We start from the raw sequence: 17,866 nt of genomic DNA, 5'->3' as shown, positions 1-17,866 counted from the left end.
CTTCATGGGCGACACCGGTTCGCTGGCGCTCGGCGGCATGCTCGGCTCGATCGCGGTCGCGGTGAAGCACGAGATCGTGCTGGCGGTCATCGGTGGCCTGTTCGTGCTGGAAGCGGTGTCGGTGATCGTGCAGGTGGCGTCGTTCAAGCTGACGGGAAAGCGCATCTTCAAGATGGCGCCGATCCACCATCACTTCGAGCAACTCGGCTGGACCGAGCCGCAGATCGTGATCCGGTTCTGGATCATCTCGGTGATGCTGGCGCTGGCCGGTCTTTCGACGTTGAAGCTGCGGTGACGGTCTGGAATATGCCGCATCTCGTTGCCGGATTCCCTCGCGGCGCTGCTCTTCCTGCTCCCTCCCCCCTTGATGGGGAGGGCTGGGGAGGGGGGTGTCTTGTTTTTACAGATACCCGCCTCGCGGCGCTGCGCGCCGACCTCCCCCTCAAGGGGAAAGGTGACAACACTCAGAGTTCGTCACGGCCCGCCCTGCGTAAGGCCTTCCCATGATCCCCGTCACCTCCTTCGCCGGCAAGATGGTCGCGGTGTTCGGCCTCGGCGGCTCCGGCCTTGCGAGTTGTCACGCGCTGAAGGCGGGCGGCGCGGAAGTCATCGCAGGCGACGACAGCGCCGACAATCTCGCGAAGGCGGCGCAGGCCGGCTTCATGACCGCGGACCTGCGCACGGTGGCGTGGACCAATTTCGCCGCGCTGGTGCTTGCGCCCGGCGTGCCGCTGACTCATCCGACGCCGCACTGGAGCGTGCTGGCGGCGCGCGAGGCCGGCGTCGAGGTGATCGGCGACATCGAACTGTTCTGCCGCGAGCGGCGTCGTCATGTGCCGGACGCGCCCTTCGTTGCCATTACCGGCACCAACGGCAAGTCGACCACCACGGCGCTGGTCGCGCATCTGATGCGCGAGGCCGGTCACGATGTGCAGATGGGCGGCAACATCGGCACCGCGATCCTGTCGCTGGAGCCGCCGCGCAAGGGGCGCGTGCATGTCATCGAGATGTCGTCGTATCAGATCGACCTGACGCCTTCGCTCGATCCGACCGTCGGCATCCTGCTCAACGTCAGTCCCGATCATCTCGATCGCCACGGCACCATCGAGCACTATGCGGCGGTGAAGGAGAGGCTGGTTGCAAGCGTGCAGCCGCAAGGAACGGCTGTCATCGGTGTCGACGATATCTGGAGCCGCGCCGCCGCGGATCGCATCGAACAGGCCGGCAAGGACGTGGTGCGCGTCTCGGTGAAGCGGCCGCTCGCGGATGGCATCTGGGTCGATCATGGCAGGATCGTTCGCGCGTCGGGCGGCGCCCGCAGCGAGATAGCCGATATCGGCGGCATCGGCTCGCTGCGCGGACGGCACAACGCGCAGAACGCCGCCTGCGCCTCGGCGGCGGCGCTCGCGCTCGGCGTGACCAGGCACATCCTGCAAGATGGCCTGCGCAGCTTTCCCGGCCTCGCGCACCGCATGGAGCAGGTCGGACGCAAGGCCAACGTGCTCTTCGTCAACGACTCCAAGGGCACCAATGCCGACGCGACCGAAAAGGCGCTGTCGTCCTTCACCGATATTTTCTGGATCGCCGGCGGCAAGCCGAAGAGCGGCGGCATCGCATCGCTTGCCGAATTGTTCCCGCGCGTCCGCAAGGTCTATCTGATCGGGGAGGCGGCGCAGGACTTCGCGGCCACGCTTGAGGACAAGGTGCCGTACGAGATCACCGGGACGCTGGAAACGGCGGTGCCCGTCGCCGCGCGCGATGCCGAGGCGTCGGGCCTTGCGGACGCCGTGGTGCTGCTGTCGCCGGCCTGCGCCTCGTTCGATCAGTTCCGCAATTTCGAAGTCCGGGGCGACCGCTTCCGCGAACTGGTGCAGGCGCTGCCCGGCGTCAAGCCGGTGGCGTAGCCGAACCGACTTTCGGCATGGCCGGATTTATTCCGGCCATTCACGCCTTTTTTCGCTCAAATTCCTAAGACGTGGATGCCCGCAACACGTGTGGACATGACGAGCGGAATGGTCGCTCCCGAAAACTTGTCCGGTTTCCTTAACCTCCCGGTAATCACGATCGGGGACCAATGGCGTGATCTCCGCCTGCAGGATCCGCCATGATTTCACGTGAACAACGTACGCCGCTCTCGGAATGGTGGTGGACCGTGGACCGGTTGTTGCTGGCGGCCATGATCCTTCTGATGCTGACCGGCGTGGTGCTGTCGCTGGCGGCCAGCCCCTCGGTCGCGACCCGGATCGGGCTCGATCCGTTTCATTTCTTTCACCGCCATGTGCTGTTTCTGGTGCCGTCGATCGTCGTGATGGTCGGCGTGTCGTTCCTGTCGCCGCGCCAGATCCGCCGCTCGGCGCTGATCGTGTTCGGGCTCAGCATCGTGCTGATCGTGGCCACGCTCGCGTTCGGCCCGGAGGTCAAGGGCGCGAAACGCTGGATTACGATCCTTGGCGTCAACATCCAGGCCTCGGAATCCGCAAAGCCCGCTTTCGTCGTGCTGGCGGCGTGGCTCTTTTCGGAATCCGCGCGCAAGCCCGAGATGCCGGCGACCTCGATGGCGCTGACGCTGTTGCTGGGACTGGTCACGCTGCTGGTGATGGAGCCTGACTTCGGCCAGACCATGCTGATCCTGATGGTGTGGGGTGCGCTGTTTTTCATCGCCGGCATGCGCATCGTCTGGGTGTTCGGTCTCGCAGGCACCGCGATCGCCGGATTGTTCGCCGCCTATATGCTGGTCCCTCACGTCGCCGTCCGCATCCAGCGATTCATGGATCCGGCTTCCGGCGATACATTCCAAGTCGATACCGCCATGGATGCTTTCGCCAACGGCGGCTGGTTCGGGCTCGGTCCGGGCGAGGGCATCGCCAAGCGGAGTCTTCCGGACAGTCACACCGATTTCGTGTTCGCGGTCGGCGCCGAGGAATTCGGCATCATCATGTGCCTGGCGCTGCTGGCGCTGTTCACCTTCATCGTCATGCGCACCCTGTCGCGCGCCTATGCGTCGGAGGATCTGTTCTCGCGCTTTGCGGCATCCGGGCTCGCGATCATGTTCGGCGTGCAGGCCGCCATCAACATGGCGGTCAACCTGCATCTGATCCCCGCCAAGGGCATGACGCTGCCGTTCATTTCCTATGGCGGCTCGTCGATGGTCTCGCTCGCTTACGGCGTCGGCCTGATGCTGGCGCTGACGCGGCAGAGGCCGCGCACGGAAATGGAATCGATCAGCGAGGCGACCGCCGCCGCGAGCTATGCGTAGATGGATGTTCGCGGCCTGACCCTCGTGCCCCGGCCATAGCCGTTCGAAGAACGGCGTCCTTTGCTCCGCCCCTGTGGTGCCGGGCATCCACGTTTTGCAAGCGTGTGATAGGAAAAGGCGTGGATGGCCGGGACGAAGCCCGGCCATGACGATGGTGATTGGGATCGGGTGACGAATCTTGTGACTGAACAACAACCTCTCATCCTGCTCGCGGCCGGGGGCACCGGGGGACACCTGTTTCCAGCGGAGGCGCTCGGCGTCGAGCTGATGAAGCGCGGTCTGCGGGTGCGGCTGGTGACGGACTCGCGCGCGCTGCGCTATAGCGGGCTGTTCTCGAAGGACATGACCGACGTGGTGCCGAGCGAGACCGTGCGTGGCCGCTCGCCATTGGCGCTGGCGCGCACCGGCCTGACGCTTGCGGCCGGCGCCGCCGTCGCGTTCAAGCTGATGCACCGGTTGAAGCCCGCCGCCGTGATCGGCTTCGGCGGCTATCCGACCTTGCCGCCGCTGCTCGCGGCGCGGCTCGCCGGAATTCCGACCCTGATCCACGATGCCAACGCGGTGATGGGCCGCGCTAACCGCTTCCTGTCGCGCCGTGTCAGCGCCATCGCCACCTCGCTGCCCGGCGTGCTCGCCAAGGAGCCCTCGCTGATCGGCAAGACCACGACGACCGGCACGCCGATGCGGCCGGCGATTCTCGCGGCCGCCGCCGCTCCCTTTGCCGTGCCTGGTCGGGACGATCCCTTGCGCGTACTCGTCGTCGGCGGCAGCCAGGGCGCGCGCGTCATGAGCGACATCGTGCCGGAGGCGATCGAGCAGCTCGAAGCCGCGCTGCGGCGGCGGCTGGTGCTGACCCAGCAGGTGCGCGGCGAAGACATGGCGCGGGTCCGCGCGGTTTATGATCGGCTCGGGATCAATGCCGAGCTGGCGCCGTTCTTCGCCGACCTGCCGGCGCGGCTGGCGTCGAGCCACATTATCGTCTCCCGCTCTGGCGCGGGCACGGTGGCCGAGCTTGGCGCGATCGGACGCCCCTCGATCCTGGTGCCGCTGCCCGGCGCGCTCGATCAGGACCAGTTCGCCAATGCCGGCGTGCTGGCGGATGCCGGCGGCGCGATCCGCATCGTGCAGGCGGACTTCACGCCGGAGCGCCTTGCGGCCGACCTGTCCGCGTTGGCCGACGATCCGGCGCGGCTTGCGGCCATGGCGGCGGCAGCGCGCACCGTGGGCCGCCTCGACGCGGCGGAGCGGCTCGCGGATCTGGTCGTTAAAGTGGCCGGAATCTAGTTGATTCGGGCTTGTCATGCCCCGCGAAAGCGGGGCATCCAGTACGCCATGCGGGCCGCTGTGAATCGGTGTCGCGGACTCCTGGATCGTCCCTCCGGACGATGACGGCAAGGAACAGACATGAGACTGCCGCGCGAAATCGGCCCCATCCACTTCGTCGGCATCGGCGGCATCGGCATGAGCGGCATCGCCGAGGTGCTGTGCAATCTCGGCTACACCGTGCAGGGTTCGGACGCGTCCGAGGGCGCCAATGTCAGCCGCCTGCGCGAGAAGGGGATCAATGTCACGGTCGGCCACAAGGCCGGCAACGTGAACGGCGCGGACGTGCTCGTTGTTTCCACCGCGATCAAGCGCGACAATCCCGAATTGATGGCGGCGCGCGCGCAGCGCATTCCCGTCGTGCGTCGCGCCGAGATGCTCGCCGAGCTGATGCGGCTGAAAAGCTGCGTCGCCATCGCCGGCACCCACGGCAAGACCACGACCACGTCGATGGTCGCCGCACTGCTCGACGCCGGCGATTTCGATCCCACCGTCATCAACGGCGGCATCATCAATGCCTACGGCACCAATGCGCGGCTGGGGGCGGGCGAGTGGATGGTGGTGGAAGCCGACGAAAGCGACGGCACGTTCCTGAAGCTGCCGACCGACGTCGCCATCGTCACCAATGTCGATCCCGAGCATCTCGATCACTTCAAGACCTTCGACGCCGTGCAGGACGCATTCCGTTCGTTCGTGGAGAACGTGCCGTTTTACGGCTTCGCGGTGATGTGCATCGATCATGCCGTCGTGCAAAGCATGGTGGGCAAGATCGAGGACCGCCGTATCATCACCTACGGCGAGAACCCGCAGGCCGACGCCCGGCTGGTCGACCTCGCGCCGAACGGCGGCGGCTCGCGATTCCGCGTCGTGTTCCGCAACCGCAAGACCGACGCCGCCCACGAGATTTCCGATCTCGTGCTGCCGATGCCCGGCCGCCACAACGCGCTCAACGCCACGGCGGCGATCGCGGTGGCGCATGAACTCGGCATTCCCGACGCAACGATCCGCAGCGCCATCGCAGGGTTCGGCGGCGTCAAGCGGCGCTTTACCAAGACCGGCGAATGGAACGGAGTCACCGTCATCGACGACTACGGCCATCATCCGGTCGAGATCGCAGCGGTGCTGAAGGCGGCGCGTGAATCCACCGCCGGCCGGGTCATCGCCGTGGTGCAGCCGCATCGCTACACCCGCCTGCAATCGCTTTTCGAGGAATTCTGCACCTGCTTCAACGATGCCGATACCGTCATCGTCGCCGAGGTCTATCCGGCGGGCGAGCCGCCGATCGAGGGCATCGACCGCGACCACTTCGTGCTTGGCCTGCGCGCCCACGGTCACCGCCAGGTGGTGCCGTTGCAGGAGTCGGCGGCGCTGCCGGGCGTCGTTGCGGGGCTCGCGAAGCCCGGCGATTATGTGGTGTGCCTCGGCGCCGGCAACATCACGCAGTGGGCCTACGCGCTGCCGGGCGAACTCAAGGCGCTGGGATGAGTGCGATGCGAACGCATCAGCCATGGTCGTCATGGCCGGGCTTGTCCCGGCCATCCACGTCTTCACTTGGCAATTGTTTCAAAAAGGTCGTCCCAATCGGGATTGCGCGCGACAATTTTTCGGACTTTCCAGGCACGAGGCCAATGTTTGATATTGTGCTCTCGTTGGATGGCGGCGCGGATATCGTCAAACTGCTCGAAATAGACCAATCGCTTCAGTCCATACCGCTTGGTGAAGCCCTCTACGAATTCGGATCGATGCTCATAGATGCGGCGGACAAGATCATTCGTGACGCCGACGTAGAGAATTCCATTCGGACGATCGGTAAGAATATAGATCCATCCACCAGCCATGTGGAAATTCTGCAAGACGTGGATGGCCGGGACAAGCCCGGCCATGACGAAAAGAGTAGCTTCTCGTGACCTTCCCGGACATCACGACAAAACTGAAATCGCAGATGCCGGAGCTGCGCGGGCGAATGCTGGCGAACGAACCGCTGGCGCCGCTGACATGGTTTCGCGTCGGCGGTCCGGCGCAGGTGCTGTTCACGCCGGCGGATGAAAACGATCTCGCTTACTTCCTGCGGCATCTGCCGGAGGAGATTCCGATCTACTGCATCGGCGTCGGCTCCAACCTCATCGTGCGCGACCGCGGCCTGCCGGGCGTGGTGATCCGCCTGTCGGCGCGCGGCTTCGGGGAGATCGCGACCGACGGCGAAACGTTGCGCGCCGGCGCCGCCGCGCTCGACAAGCGGGTCGCCGAAGCTGCGGTCGCGGCGGGTCTCGGCGGCCTCGAATTCTATTTCGGCATCCCCGGCACCATCGGCGGCGCGCTGCGCATGAATGCGGGCGCCAACGGCAGCGAGACGAAAGATGTTCTGGTCCAGGCGCGCGCCGTCAGCCGCCGCGGCGACAAGATGACGTTCGACAATGCCGGCATGAAGTTCGAATATCGCAACAGCGCGATCTATCCCTCCGTCATCTTCACCGGCGCGACGTTTCGCGGACGCAAGGCCACGCCGGAAGCGATCCGCGCGCGCATGGACGAGGTGCAGAGCCATCGCGAGACGGTGCAGCCGATCCGCGAGAAGACCGGCGGCTCGACCTTCAAGAATCCGCCGGGGCAGAGCGCGTGGAAACTGATCGATGCCGCCGGGATGCGCGGCCATCGCGTCGGCGGCGCGCAGGTCTCGGAGATGCATTGCAACTTCCTCATCAATACCGGCGAGGCGACCGCGCGCGAGATCGAGACGCTGGGGGATTTCGTGCGCGCGCAGGTGAAGAAGCAGTCGGGCGTCGACCTGCAATGGGAAATCAAGCGGATCGGATTGGAATAGGCTTATGCGCATCACCATCCTTTTCGGCGGCAGCAACAAGGAGCGCCTCGTCTCGGTGGCGAGCGCGCAGGCGCTGCGCCGCGCTTTGCCGGATGCGGAGCTGTGGTTCTGGGATGTGCGCGACGATGTTCATAGTGTGCGCTCCGAGGCGCTGCTCGGTCACGCGCGGCCTTTCGAGGACGAGTTTGTCCCCGGCGGCGCCGGCGTGCCGCTTGAACGGGCGCTCGATGCGGCGAAGGCTGAGGATCGCCTGCTGGTGCTTGGCCTTCATGGCGGCCGCGCCGAGAACGGCGAATTGCAGGCGATGTGCGAACTGCGCGGCATTCCTTTTACGGGCTCCGGCTCGGCCGCCTCGCATCTTGCGTTCGACAAGGTCGCGGCGAAGCGGTTCGCGGCGCTGGCGGGCGTCAACGTGCCTCCCGGCGTGCCGCTGCAGGACATCGATCGTGCCTTGGCCGAGCATGGCCGGCTGATCGCAAAACCGGCGCGCGACGGATCGAGCTACGGTCTGATCTTCGTCAACGCGATGCAGGACCTCGTCGCCGTGCGTGAGGCGGCGAGGGCCGAAGAATATGTGATCGAGCCGTTCGTGCCGGGCGTCGAGGCGACCTGCGGCGTGCTGGAGCGCGCCGACGGCACGGTCATCGCGCTTCCGCCGGTCGAGATCGTGCCGGCGGAGGGCCGGTTCGACTACGCGTCGAAATATCTGGCGAAGACGACGCAGGAGATCTGCCCCGGGAGGTTCTCGCCGGCCATCGCCGCGCGGATCATGGATGATGCGCTGCGGGCGCACCGGGCGTTGTCCTGCCGCGGTTATTCCCGCACCGATTTCATCGTGACCGGCGAAAAGCCGGTCTATCTCGAGACCAATACCCTGCCGGGCCTGACTGCGGCCTCCCTCTATCCGAAGGCGCTTCATGCGCAGGGGATCGGATTTTCGGATTTCCTGCGCGATCAGATCGTGCTTGCGGAAAAAGCCATCCGCCCGGCTTGAAGGTTTGCCGGCCGGCGAGGAACCGCCGGAGGTATTTTCGGCCGCTGGAGCGCCAATCGTCCAAAAAGCCGCAAGGCATTCTTTTATCGCACCAAAACACGGCCTGCCCGGACCAGTTTTACCTTTTGTTTACCAGGACGTCCGAAGGTTAACGCTGGCGGCTCATGTGACGCGAGGCTGCCGGGGCGCGAGCTGTTGCGGATTTTCCGCTTCGACGATCGCATCGAGGGAGTTGCGGACCTGCCGCGAGGTCGGCGCCCCCGTCCGGCATTGCCAGGTGGTCGCGCGTGTCTCCGATGGGAGTTCCTGCCTCGGCACTGAATTCGACAAGCAGTGCGGGGCAAAACGTTGACGAGCGCGCGCGATGAAGGGTGGAGGACGTCTCGATCGGTCGTTGAGATCGCCGGGGTCCATGTCTGACCTGACGGGGTCCGGCCTGCTGAAGCAGGCCGACCTGATCAGGCTCGCCGCCAGCGGCGCGGGCATCTTGCTGCGCGAGCAGGTCACGAAGCTGAAGCGCGCCCGGGCGGACCGCCTCGATGCGCGTGCCAGGAACCCCAACCGCGCGATCGCCCTTCTGGAGCGCTACGTTCCGCGCCGGCTCGGCATGGCGCTGACCGTGATCGTCCTCGGCGGCGGCGCAGCGCTCGGCGTCATCACGGGCGGACACGTCGATGCGGCGATCGGGGCTTTGAGCGACGCGCGCAATGCGCTCGCCAACGCCGCGGGCTTCCGCATCAGCTCGGTCATCGTCAACGGCCGCAAGCAGTTGACCCAGGACGAGGTGTTGGCGGTCGGCGGCGTCAATGGCCGTTCCTCGCTGTTGTTCCTCGATGCGGCCGGCGTGCGCGACAGTCTCAAAGGCGATCCGTGGATCGCGGACGCGACCGTGCTGAAACTTTATCCCGGCGCGTTGCAGATCGACATCACCGAGCGCCGACCCTTCGCGTTGTGGCAGGAGGACGGCAAGCTGTCGGTGATCGCGGATGACGGTGTCGTGCTCGAGCCTTACGTCACCCGCCGCTTCGCTTCGCTGCCGCTCGTGGTCGGGAAGGGAGCCGAAACCCGCGCCAAGGATTTCCTCGCCCTGGTCGCGCGATACCCGGTGGTGAACAACCAGCTCAAGGCTGCGATCCTGGTCGGCGAACGGCGCTGGAATCTGCGTCTCAAGGACGGCCTCGATATCCGCCTTCCGGAGACCGACGTCGGCCGCGCGCTCGCTGCGCTGGTGAAATACGACATGGAAGACAAGCTGCTGTCGCGCGACATCACCGCCATCGACATGCGGCTGCCCGACCGCGTGACCGTGCGGCTTTCGGAAGAGGCCGCCAAGGCGCGCGAAGAGCAGTTCAAGAAATCCAGCAAGAAGGCCGGCAGCGCATGACCGGCCTCGACCGCAACCAGACCCCGAAGACGCGGCCGATGCCGCACAATCGCAGCGCGCTGGTGGCCTCGCTGGACATCGGCACCAGCAAGATCGCCTGCCTGATCGCGCGGCTGAAGCCGAGCGCGCCAAACGAAGCGCTGCGCGGACGGACCCATTCGGTCGAGTTGATCGGCTACAGCCAGATCCAGTCGCGCGGCATGAAGGCCGGCGCGGTGGCCGATCTCGCCCAATGCGAACAGGCGGTGCGCCAGGCGGTGTCGCTCGCCGAGCAGATGGCCAAGGTCCGGGTCGAATCGGTGCTCTTGCCGGTCTCGGCCGGACGGCTGCAGGGCCAGTTGATCGAAGCCGCGTCTCACATTCAGGGCGGCGCGGTGACGTCATCCGACGTCAGCCGCGTCACCTCGACCGGCATGCGCCATGCCACCGCCCCCGGACGCACCGTGCTCCATGCGCTGCCGGTCGGTTATTCGCTCGACGGCGTCAAGGGGATCCGCGATCCCCGCGGCATGGTGGCGCGCCGGTTCGGCGTCGACATGAACGTGGTGACCGCGGAGGCGACGGTCGCGAAAAACCTGATGCTGGCGGTCGAGCGCTGTCACCTTACCGTGGAGGCCATGGCGGCGAGCCCCTATGTGGCGGGGCTGTCAGTTCTGACCGACGACGAAGCCGATCTCGGCGCCGCGGTGGTGGAGATGGGGGCCGGAACGACCACGATCGCGATTTATTCGGCCGGCCGCTTCGTTCACGCGAGCGGTTTCGCCATCGGCGGGCATCACGTCACGATGGATCTTGCCCGCGGGCTCGGCGCGTGCATTGCGGATGCCGAGCGAATCAAGACGTTATATGGCACGGTGCTGACGGGTGGTTCCGACGTTCGCGAACTGATGACGGTTCCGGCAGCCGGAGACAGCGACAGCGACGCGCCTCAGGTCGTATCGCGCGCGACAATCGCCAACATCGTTCGTCAGCGCGTCGAGGAGATTTTTGAGATGGTCAGGGACCGGCTCGCGGATTCCCCCTTTGCCGCCGAGCCGCGGGCGCGGGTGGTGCTGAGCGGCGGCGCATCGCAGCTCACCGGCGTTCCCGAACTCGCGACGCGCATCCTCCGCCGTCCGGTCCGCATCGGCCGCCCGCTCGGCTTCGGCCGGCTGCCCCACGAAGCCAAGAGCGCGTCCTTCGCGGTTCCCACCGGCCTGCTGGTGTATCCGCAATATGCTCATCTCGAACATGTCGAACCGCGGCACACGCGGGAGCTTCGCACAGGGACCAACGGATATTTTGGAAAGGTCGGACGATGGCTCCGGGAGGGCTTCTGATGAATTTTCCGCCGCTTTGCAGATTCCATCAACTCCCACGGTCGACGACCGCTGGCACAGCGACACCGCGCGCGTAATCGAGAGGCAACCATGACCATCAATCTCAACGTTCCCGACATTCACGAGCTGAAGCCGCGGATCACCGTATTCGGAGTCGGCGGTGCTGGCGGCAACGCGGTCAACAACATGATCACCGCCGGATTGCAGGGTGTCGATTTCGTGGTTGCCAACACCGATGCGCAGGCGCTGACCATGTCGAAGGCGCAGCGCATCATCCAGATGGGCACGCAGGTCACCCAGGGGCTCGGCGCCGGCTCGCAGCCGGACGTCGGCGCGGCGGCGGCGCAGGAGGTCATCGACGAGATCCGCGATCATCTCTCGGGTGCGAACATGGTGTTTGTCACCGCGGGAATGGGCGGCGGCACCGGCACCGGAGCCGCGCCGGTGATCGCCAAGGCCGCGCGCGAGATGGGAATCCTGACCGTCGGCGTCGTCACCAAGCCGTTCCACTTCGAGGGCCAGCGCCGCATGCGCACCGCCGATTCAGGAATCGGCGAGCTGCACAAGGTGGTCGATACGCTGCTGATCATCCCGAACCAGAATCTGTTCCGGGTCGCCAACGAAAAGACCACCTTCGCCGACGCGTTCGCGATGGCCGACCAGGTGCTCTATTCGGGCGTCGCCTGCATCACCGACCTGATGGTGAAGGAAGGGCTGATCAATCTCGACTTCGCCGACGTCCGCGCGGTGATGCGCGAGATGGGCAAGGCGATGATGGGCACCGGCGAGGCCTCGGGCGAGAAGCGGGCGCTCACCGCCGCCGAAGCCGCGATCGCCAACCCGCTGATCGACGACTCATCGATGAAGGGCGCGCGCGGCCTTTTGATCTCGATCACCGGCGGCAAGGACCTGACGCTGTTCGAGGTCGACGAGGCCGCCACCCGCATCCGCGAGGAGGTCGATCAGGACGCGAACATCATCGTCGGCGCGACCTTCGACGAGAGCCTTGACGGCATCATCCGCGTGTCGGTGGTGGCGACCGGCATCGACCAGAGCACGATCGCGCGGACCGCAGGCACGACCCCGGCCGCGAAACCGATTTCGCCTACTCCGCCGACGACGACCGCAAACGACACCCGTATCGCTGACCTGAGCGCGAAGCTGCGCGAGGACCAGAAGCGCCAGGCCGCTCTGGCTGCCGCTCAGGCGCAGAAGGCCGCCGAGCCGCCGCGCCCGGTGGTCCAGGCCGCACCTCCGGCGGCACAGCCCGCTATCTCCGGTGCCACCGTCGAGCGTGCGGCGCTTGAGGCCATTGCCGCGGCCGTCGCCGAGCCGGTGCAGCCGGCCGCTCCGGCTGCGATGCAACCGGCGTCCTACGGCGACGTCACCGTTCGGCCGATCGCGCAAAAGCCGACGCTGTTTCCGGATCACGATCCGGCCCCGCGCGAGAACCACGAGCCGCCGCCCCCGGAGAACTTCATCCCGCAGCCGGCCGAACGCGCCCCCGTGCGCGCGCAGCGGATGCCGAGGATCGAGGAACTGCCGATGCCCGCGCAAAACGAGATCCGTCAGGCGAGGGGCGAGACCGAGGGGGATCATCCGCAGAAGAGCCGGCTGTCGCTGTTGCAGCGTCTGGCCAATGTCAGCCTCGGCCGCCGCGACCAGGATACCGAGCCGCCGATCGCGGCCCGCCCCTCCGGGCCGGCCATGGCGCCGATGCCGCCCTTGCCGGAGCGGCGTCCGCAGCGCAGCGTTGCCGAGCAGATGGCTAATGAGCCGGTATCGGAATACGCTCGGCGTTCGGCGCCCCAAGGGTTGGACTCGCACGGACGTCCGGCACCTGTCGCACCCGCGCCGCAGGGCGACGACCACCTGGATATCCCCGCTTTTCTGCGGCGGCAGGCCAACTGACGGGCTGTAACAATTGAACTTCGAGGGGCTTCAGCCGACCAGGGTTGAAGCCCCTTGCTTTGCTTAATCGAATATCTCGGCATTTCCCGGCATTGGATTGAAATTTAACAAAAAATTATCTATTTCATGTTCCGCTTCAAGGTCGTGTTGGCAGCAGCAAATTTGGTCAACCGGCGGCGCGATTGCGGCGGAGATGGGGTAACAATTGGTAAAGAAGCGTGAATTGGCGCTCTTTGGGGCAACCGGTATGTTTTAGTGGTGACTTTGGGGATCACGAATCGATTCGCTGCCTTCCAGGCACGAGTTCGGCATTCGCGAATGAGTCACTTGGGCACGGGTAATGAAATTCAACCGCCAGACGACGCTTCGTTCGCGAGCCACCGTCACGGGTGTCGGCGTTCATTCCGGGTCAGCGGTCAGTCTGACCCTCGGACCTGCGTCGATCGACGCAGGTTTTATTTTTGTCAGGAGCGGCGCTGACGGAGACGACCGGCGCGTCCGCGCCGTCGCAAAATCCGTCACCTCGACCGAACTGGCCACGGTGCTGGGGGACCAGCAGGGTCCTCTGGTGTCCACCGCCGAACACGTTCTTGCTGCGCTGCGGGGGCTCGGGGTCGACAACGCCACCATCGAAATCGATGGCCCCGAAGTGCCGATCATGGACGGCAGCTCGGCCGCGTTCGTCGCCGCGATCGATCAGGCCGGCATTGTCGAGCAGTCGGCGGCGCGCCGCTTCATTCAGATATTGAAGCCGGTGCGGGTGAACAGGGGCGACGCCTACGGCGAACTGCATCCCCACGCACGCGGTTTCCGCATCGAGGTGGAGATCGATTTCGCCAATCCGGTGATCGGTCATCAGGATTATGCGCTCGACCTCAATCCCGAAAGTTTTCGCCGTGAAATCAGCCGGGCCCGCACCTTCGGCTGCATGAACGATGTCGAAAAACTCTGGAGCGCGGGCTTCGCTCGCGGCGCGTCCTTCGAAAACTCCATGGTGTTCGACGACGAGCGGCTGCTGAATACCGAAGGCCTGCGCTACGCCGACGAGTGCGCGCGGCATAAGGTTCTCGATGTGATCGGCGATCTTGCGTTGGCGGGATTGCCGTTGATCGGTGGCTATCGCTCGGTGCGCGGCGGGCACAAGCTCAACCATGCGGTGCTTACGGCCATGATGGCCGATCGGACCGCGTGGCGGGTCGTCGAAGGCCAGCCGGCCTCGCGCCCGCGCAGTCAGAGCGAAGCGGTCGGCGGAATGGTGGGCGGCATGGCTGCGGCCTACGGTCCCAACGTGTCCTGATCGACAGGACGCAGCGTTCTGCCCTGTCCATGTGCCTCGCCTCTGTTCTGTCGCTCCGTGAGTTGCTTGAGTTGCCGTCTCGCAGGCCCGGAAGCCTTGTGTGGCCCGGCGTTTCGCCTTAATCCGGGCGAAATAGCTGCGTACGCGGTTGATGAGAGAAGATTTGCTTTTAGACGGAATCAGCGGCGGTCGTGCCCGGCTTTGGGCATCCATGTCTTTGGAGTTTCAAGAAAGACGTGGATGGAAAGACGTGGATGGCCGGATGAGCCCGGCCATGACAGAACATGGTGTTTCCCTCAAAATGCAAACCGCTCTGGAGCATGATCCCGAAAATTGGGAACCGGTTTACCGCCTGTTCCGGGTGGTGCCCGGATCACCGCATCACGGACGTCAGGTTTTCATCGATGTTGGCTAAGCGTATGGCGCTCGGACGGATCGCGTTGAGGGCTCGCACAATTCATCTCGATCGGCTCGGCCGGCTATTGCGGCTCGTCGCCGGTGTGGTGATTTTGGGGGCGACCCTGAGCGGCTGCGGAACAGGCGCGCTGTGGGACAAGTTCATGGCGAAGGACGAGCAGACCTTCAGCGATGAACCGGCGGACAAGCTCTACAACGAGGGCTTGTTCCTGATGAACAACAGCAAGGATCTCAAGGCGGCGACGAAGAAGTTCGACGAGGTCGACCGTGAACACCCCTATTCGGAATGGGCGCGGAAATCGCTGCTAATGTCGGCCTACGCCTCTTATCAGGCCGGCGACTACGACACCTGCATCGGCTCCGCCTCGCGCTACGTCACGCTGCATCCCGGCAGCCCGGACGCCGCCTATGCGCAATACCTGATCGCCGCCTCGAACTACGATCAGATTCCGGATATCTCGCGCGATCAGGCCCGGACCGAAAAGGCGATGAACTCGCTCGAGGAGGTCATCCGCAAATATCCGACGTCCGAATATGCCGGCGAAGCCAAGAAGAAGCTCGAGGGTGCGCGCGATCAGCTCGCCGGCAAGGAAATGGCGATCGGCCGCTACTACATGGAGCGGCGCGACTACACCGGCGCCATCAACCGCTTCAAGACCGTGGTGACCCGCTACCAGACCACGCGGCACGTCGAGGAGGCGCTGGCGCGGTTGACCGAAGCCTACATGGCGATCGGCATCGTCGGCGAGGCGCAGACCGCCGCCGCCGTGCTCGGCCACAACTTTCCCGACAGCCGCTGGTACAAGGACGCCTATAACCTCGTGAAGTCGGGCGGGGCCGAGCCAAGCGAGAATCGGGGCTCGTGGATCAGCAAGGCGTTCAAGAAGATGGGGCTCGGCTAGTGTAGTGGTTCAGAAGTTCGCATCAAAGGTTGCCGCAAAGCATGCGAATTTCGGAATCGTCACGGATCGAATCGATCCAAGATCATCGCGATCTAGTGTCCTGGTCAGAACTTCGTTAGACTCCCCGTCACGCGTCTCTGCGAGCCCGTCCGCGACACCCATGGCAGGAACCAGCCTCAGATGCTTGCGCGTCTTTCGATCCGCGACATCGTCCTGATCGAGCGGCTCGATATCGAGTTCGCCTCCGGCCTTGCGGTGTTGACCGGCGAAACCGGCGCGGGAAAATCCATTCTGCTCGATGCCTTCGCGCTGGCGCTCGGCGGTCGCGGCGACGCCGGACTGGTCCGCCACGGCGCGGAGCAGGGACAGGTGACCGCGACCTTCGATATTCCGAAAAACCACCCGGCGGCCGCGATCCTCGCCGCCAACGGCATCGACGGCTCAGTGTCCGAAGATTCGGGCGAGATGATCCTGCGCCGGGTGCAACTCGCCGACGGCCGCACCCGCGCTTTCATCAACGATCAGGCCATCAGCGTGCAGACCCTGAAAGCGGTGGGCGCGGCGCTGGTGGAAATTCACGGCCAGCACGACGAGCGGGCGCTGGTCGATGCCTCCTCTCATCGGCGGCTGCTCGATGCCTTTGCCGGGCTGGAGACCGATGCCGCCGCGCTAGCGGTGCTATGGGAGGCCCGTCGCGCTGCCCGCGCCGCGCTCGACGATCACCGCGCCGGCGTGGAGCGCGCGGCGCGCGAGGCTGATTATCTGCGCCATGCATCCGACGAGCTAAGGCAACTCGCGCCGCAGGACGGCGAGGAAACCGCGCTGGCCGAGCGCCGCGCGACGATGATGGCCGGCGAAAAGATCGCGGCCGACCTGCGCGAGGCGCAGGACGCCGTCAGCGGCAATCGTTCGCCGGTGAGCGTGCTGGCGGCGGCGGTGCGGCGGCTGGAACGCCGGGCCGCGAGTTCGCCGAGCCTGGTCGAGCCGGCGGTCAGGTCCATCGACGCGGCGATCAACGCGCTGGAGGAGGCCGACCAGCATCTCGCCGCAGCGCTCGCCGCCGCCGATTTCGATCCGGCTGAATTGGAGCGCATCGAGGAACGGCTGTTCGCGCTGCGCGCGGCGTCGCGCAAATATGCGACCCCGGTGGATGGACTCGCTGCGCTCGCCGCCAAGTTCGTGAATGACGTCGCACTGATCGACGCCGGCGCGGAGCGGCTGGTCGTGCTGGAGAAGCAGGTTGCCGAGGCCGACAGGCGCTATGCGGCCGCCGCCGCGAAATTATCCGCCGCGCGCATCAAGGCCGCGGAAAAACTCGACAAGGCGGTCAATGCCGAGCTTGCGCCGCTGAAGCTGGAGCGCGCGATGTTCTCCACCCAGATCGAGTCGGATCCGGCATCGGTGGGACCGCAAGGCTTCGATCGCGTCGAGTTCTGGGTGCAGACCAATCCCGGCACGCGGCCGGGGCCGCTGATGAAGGTCGCCTCCGGCGGCGAACTGTCGCGCTTCCTGCTGGCGCTGAAGGTGGTGCTTTCCGATAAAGGCTCGGCGCCGACGCTGGTGTTCGACGAGATCGACACCGGGGTCGGAGGCGCGGTGGCCGACGCCATCGGTGCGCGGCTGGCGCGCTTGGCCTGCAAAGTGCAGGTGATGGCGGTGACCCACGCGCCGCAGGTTGCGGTGCGCGCCGACCAGCATCTGCTCATCTCGAAGGATGCGCTCGATCGCGGCAAGCGCGTCGCCACCCGCGTCGCGACGCTGGCCGAGGATCACCGCCGCGAGGAAATCGCGCGGATGCTTGCCGGCGCGGAGATCACGGCGGAAGCCCGCGCGGCTGCCGAGCGGCTGCTCAAGGCTGCGGGATAGTATGTCATTCCGGGGCGCGTCGCAGACGCGAACCCGGAATCCGGCCATAACATCAACGAGCAATTTCAGGATAAAGGTCTCTCCAGTCGGGATTATCCTTCTCAATCAAGCCGGTCTTCCAAGCGCGCCGCCATTTCTTGTTCGATTGCGGTGACGGGATCATCGTACGTCTCGAACCAGACCAGTCTGCGAATATCATAACGCGACGAGAACCCTGGAAGCAGTTTCTCCCTGTGTTGATGGGTTCGACGGACCAGGTCCTTCGTTACCCAAGGTAGAGCGTTCCCTGTTTGCGGCTCGCCAGAAGATACACGTAGAACATCCATTGCCCTTGACTGGATTCCGGGCTCGCGCGCTTCCGCTCGCGCCCCGGAAT

Annotated in this window: 14 protein-coding genes and 3 pseudogenes; 15 read left to right on the top strand and 2 right to left on the bottom strand. The window is 65.5% G+C overall.

Annotation, left to right across the window (positions count from 1 at the left end; translation table 11 throughout):
* From mraY to murC, 5 genes and pseudogenes are all read left to right on the top strand, one after another.
* A pseudogene (mraY, locus tag BGN91_RS15650) lies at positions 1-295 on the top strand (phospho-N-acetylmuramoyl-pentapeptide-transferase); the annotation flags it as partial.
* Between the two features lie 208 nt (positions 296-503).
* Positions 504-1,904, top strand: a complete 1,401-nt coding sequence (gene murD, locus BGN91_RS15645) for a UDP-N-acetylmuramoyl-L-alanine--D-glutamate ligase (RefSeq protein ID WP_292614704.1) — start codon at positions 504-506, stop codon at positions 1,902-1,904.
* Between the two features lie 200 nt (positions 1,905-2,104).
* Complete coding sequence (gene ftsW, locus BGN91_RS15640; protein WP_292614702.1) at positions 2,105-3,256, top strand: putative lipid II flippase FtsW; 1,152 nt, start codon at positions 2,105-2,107, stop codon at positions 3,254-3,256.
* 180 nt (positions 3,257-3,436) lie between these two features.
* Positions 3,437-4,540 (top strand): undecaprenyldiphospho-muramoylpentapeptide beta-N-acetylglucosaminyltransferase, encoded by a 1,104-nt coding sequence (gene murG, locus BGN91_RS15635; RefSeq protein WP_292614710.1) that lies wholly within the window; start codon positions 3,437-3,439, stop codon positions 4,538-4,540.
* Positions 4,541-4,660: 120 nt separating this feature from the next.
* Positions 4,661-6,064: a UDP-N-acetylmuramate--L-alanine ligase gene (murC, locus tag BGN91_RS15630; protein ID WP_292614700.1), complete on the top strand. Its 1,404-nt coding sequence runs from the start codon at positions 4,661-4,663 to the stop codon at positions 6,062-6,064.
* A 62-nt stretch (positions 6,065-6,126) separates the two neighbouring features.
* On the opposite strand, the gene BGN91_RS15625 is transcribed toward murC, so the two are convergent.
* Positions 6,127-6,462 (bottom strand): GIY-YIG nuclease family protein, encoded by a 336-nt coding sequence (locus BGN91_RS15625; protein ID WP_292614698.1) that lies wholly within the window; start codon positions 6,460-6,462, stop codon positions 6,127-6,129.
* Positions 6,463-6,482: 20 nt separating this feature from the next.
* Between BGN91_RS15625 and murB the strand changes: the two genes are divergently transcribed.
* The 10 genes and pseudogenes from murB (at position 6,483) to recN (ending at position 17,490) form a co-directional block, all read left to right on the top strand.
* Complete coding sequence (gene murB, locus BGN91_RS15620; protein ID WP_292614696.1) at positions 6,483-7,400, top strand: UDP-N-acetylmuramate dehydrogenase; 918 nt, start codon at positions 6,483-6,485, stop codon at positions 7,398-7,400.
* Between the two features lie 4 nt (positions 7,401-7,404).
* Positions 7,405-8,394 carry a D-alanine--D-alanine ligase gene (locus BGN91_RS15615; protein WP_292614694.1) on the top strand — a complete coding sequence of 330 codons (990 nt, stop codon included), beginning with the start codon at positions 7,405-7,407 and terminating at the stop codon, positions 8,392-8,394.
* A gap of 70 nt (positions 8,395-8,464) precedes the next feature.
* Positions 8,465-8,625, top strand: a pseudogene (locus BGN91_RS15610) (D-alanine--D-alanine ligase); the annotation flags it as partial.
* Between the two features lie 133 nt (positions 8,626-8,758).
* Positions 8,759-9,778, top strand: coding sequence for a cell division protein FtsQ/DivIB (locus BGN91_RS15605; RefSeq protein ID WP_292614692.1), 1,020 nt, complete (start codon positions 8,759-8,761; stop codon positions 9,776-9,778).
* Entirely contained in the window at positions 9,775-11,097 is a 1,323-nt protein-coding gene (ftsA, locus tag BGN91_RS15600) for a cell division protein FtsA (protein ID WP_292614690.1), read from the top strand. The genes BGN91_RS15605 and ftsA overlap by 4 nt, the downstream gene beginning before the upstream one ends.
* A 90-nt stretch (positions 11,098-11,187) precedes the next feature.
* Positions 11,188-13,008: a cell division protein FtsZ gene (gene ftsZ, locus BGN91_RS15595; RefSeq protein WP_292614688.1), complete on the top strand. Its 1,821-nt coding sequence runs from the start codon at positions 11,188-11,190 to the stop codon at positions 13,006-13,008.
* 340 nt (positions 13,009-13,348) lie between these two features.
* Entirely contained in the window at positions 13,349-14,305 is a 957-nt protein-coding gene (gene lpxC, locus BGN91_RS15590; protein ID WP_292614687.1) for a UDP-3-O-acyl-N-acetylglucosamine deacetylase, read from the top strand.
* 148 nt (positions 14,306-14,453) lie between these two features.
* Complete coding sequence (locus tag BGN91_RS15585; RefSeq protein ID WP_292614683.1) at positions 14,454-14,720, top strand: hypothetical protein; 267 nt, start codon at positions 14,454-14,456, stop codon at positions 14,718-14,720.
* 4 nt (positions 14,721-14,724) lie between these two features.
* Positions 14,725-15,624 carry an outer membrane protein assembly factor BamD gene (locus BGN91_RS15580; RefSeq protein WP_292614708.1) on the top strand — a complete coding sequence of 300 codons (900 nt, stop codon included), beginning with the start codon at positions 14,725-14,727 and terminating at the stop codon, positions 15,622-15,624.
* 180 nt (positions 15,625-15,804) lie between these two features.
* Positions 15,805-17,490, top strand: coding sequence for a DNA repair protein RecN (recN, locus tag BGN91_RS15575; RefSeq protein ID WP_292614681.1), 1,686 nt, complete (start codon positions 15,805-15,807; stop codon positions 17,488-17,490).
* 52 nt (positions 17,491-17,542) lie between these two features.
* Here the strand turns inward: recN and BGN91_RS15570 are convergent.
* Positions 17,543-17,812: pseudogene (locus BGN91_RS15570) on the bottom strand (GIY-YIG nuclease family protein).
* Positions 17,813-17,866: the final 54 nt, after the last annotated feature.

This window comes from Nitrobacter sp. 62-13 (assembly GCF_001896955.1).
GTDB lineage: Bacteria > Pseudomonadota > Alphaproteobacteria > Rhizobiales > Xanthobacteraceae > Nitrobacter.
Note: the sequence above shows the minus strand (reverse complement) of the source record. Positions and strands in the feature narration are given on the sequence as shown.

Excerpts from the sequence above, each read along its gene's own strand:
- murD (WP_292614704.1), top strand. The coding sequence starts at position 504 with ATGATCCCCGTCACCTCCTTCGCCGGCAAGATGGTCGCGGTGTTCGGC.
- ftsW (WP_292614702.1), top strand. The coding sequence starts at position 2,105 with ATGATTTCACGTGAACAACGTACGCCGCTCTCGGAATGGTGGTGGACC.
- murC (WP_292614700.1), top strand. The coding sequence starts at position 4,661 with ATGAGACTGCCGCGCGAAATCGGCCCCATCCACTTCGTCGGCATCGGC.
- BGN91_RS15625 (WP_292614698.1), bottom strand. The coding sequence starts at position 6,462 with ATGGCCGGGCTTGTCCCGGCCATCCACGTCTTGCAGAATTTCCACATG.
- BGN91_RS15615 (WP_292614694.1), top strand. The coding sequence starts at position 7,405 with ATGCGCATCACCATCCTTTTCGGCGGCAGCAACAAGGAGCGCCTCGTC.
- BGN91_RS15605 (WP_292614692.1), top strand. The coding sequence starts at position 8,759 with ATGAAGGGTGGAGGACGTCTCGATCGGTCGTTGAGATCGCCGGGGTCC.
- ftsA (WP_292614690.1), top strand. The coding sequence starts at position 9,775 with ATGACCGGCCTCGACCGCAACCAGACCCCGAAGACGCGGCCGATGCCG.
- ftsZ (WP_292614688.1), top strand. The coding sequence starts at position 11,188 with ATGACCATCAATCTCAACGTTCCCGACATTCACGAGCTGAAGCCGCGG.
- lpxC (WP_292614687.1), top strand. The coding sequence starts at position 13,349 with ATGAAATTCAACCGCCAGACGACGCTTCGTTCGCGAGCCACCGTCACG.
- BGN91_RS15580 (WP_292614708.1), top strand. The coding sequence starts at position 14,725 with ATGGCGCTCGGACGGATCGCGTTGAGGGCTCGCACAATTCATCTCGAT.
- recN (WP_292614681.1), top strand. The coding sequence starts at position 15,805 with ATGCTTGCGCGTCTTTCGATCCGCGACATCGTCCTGATCGAGCGGCTC.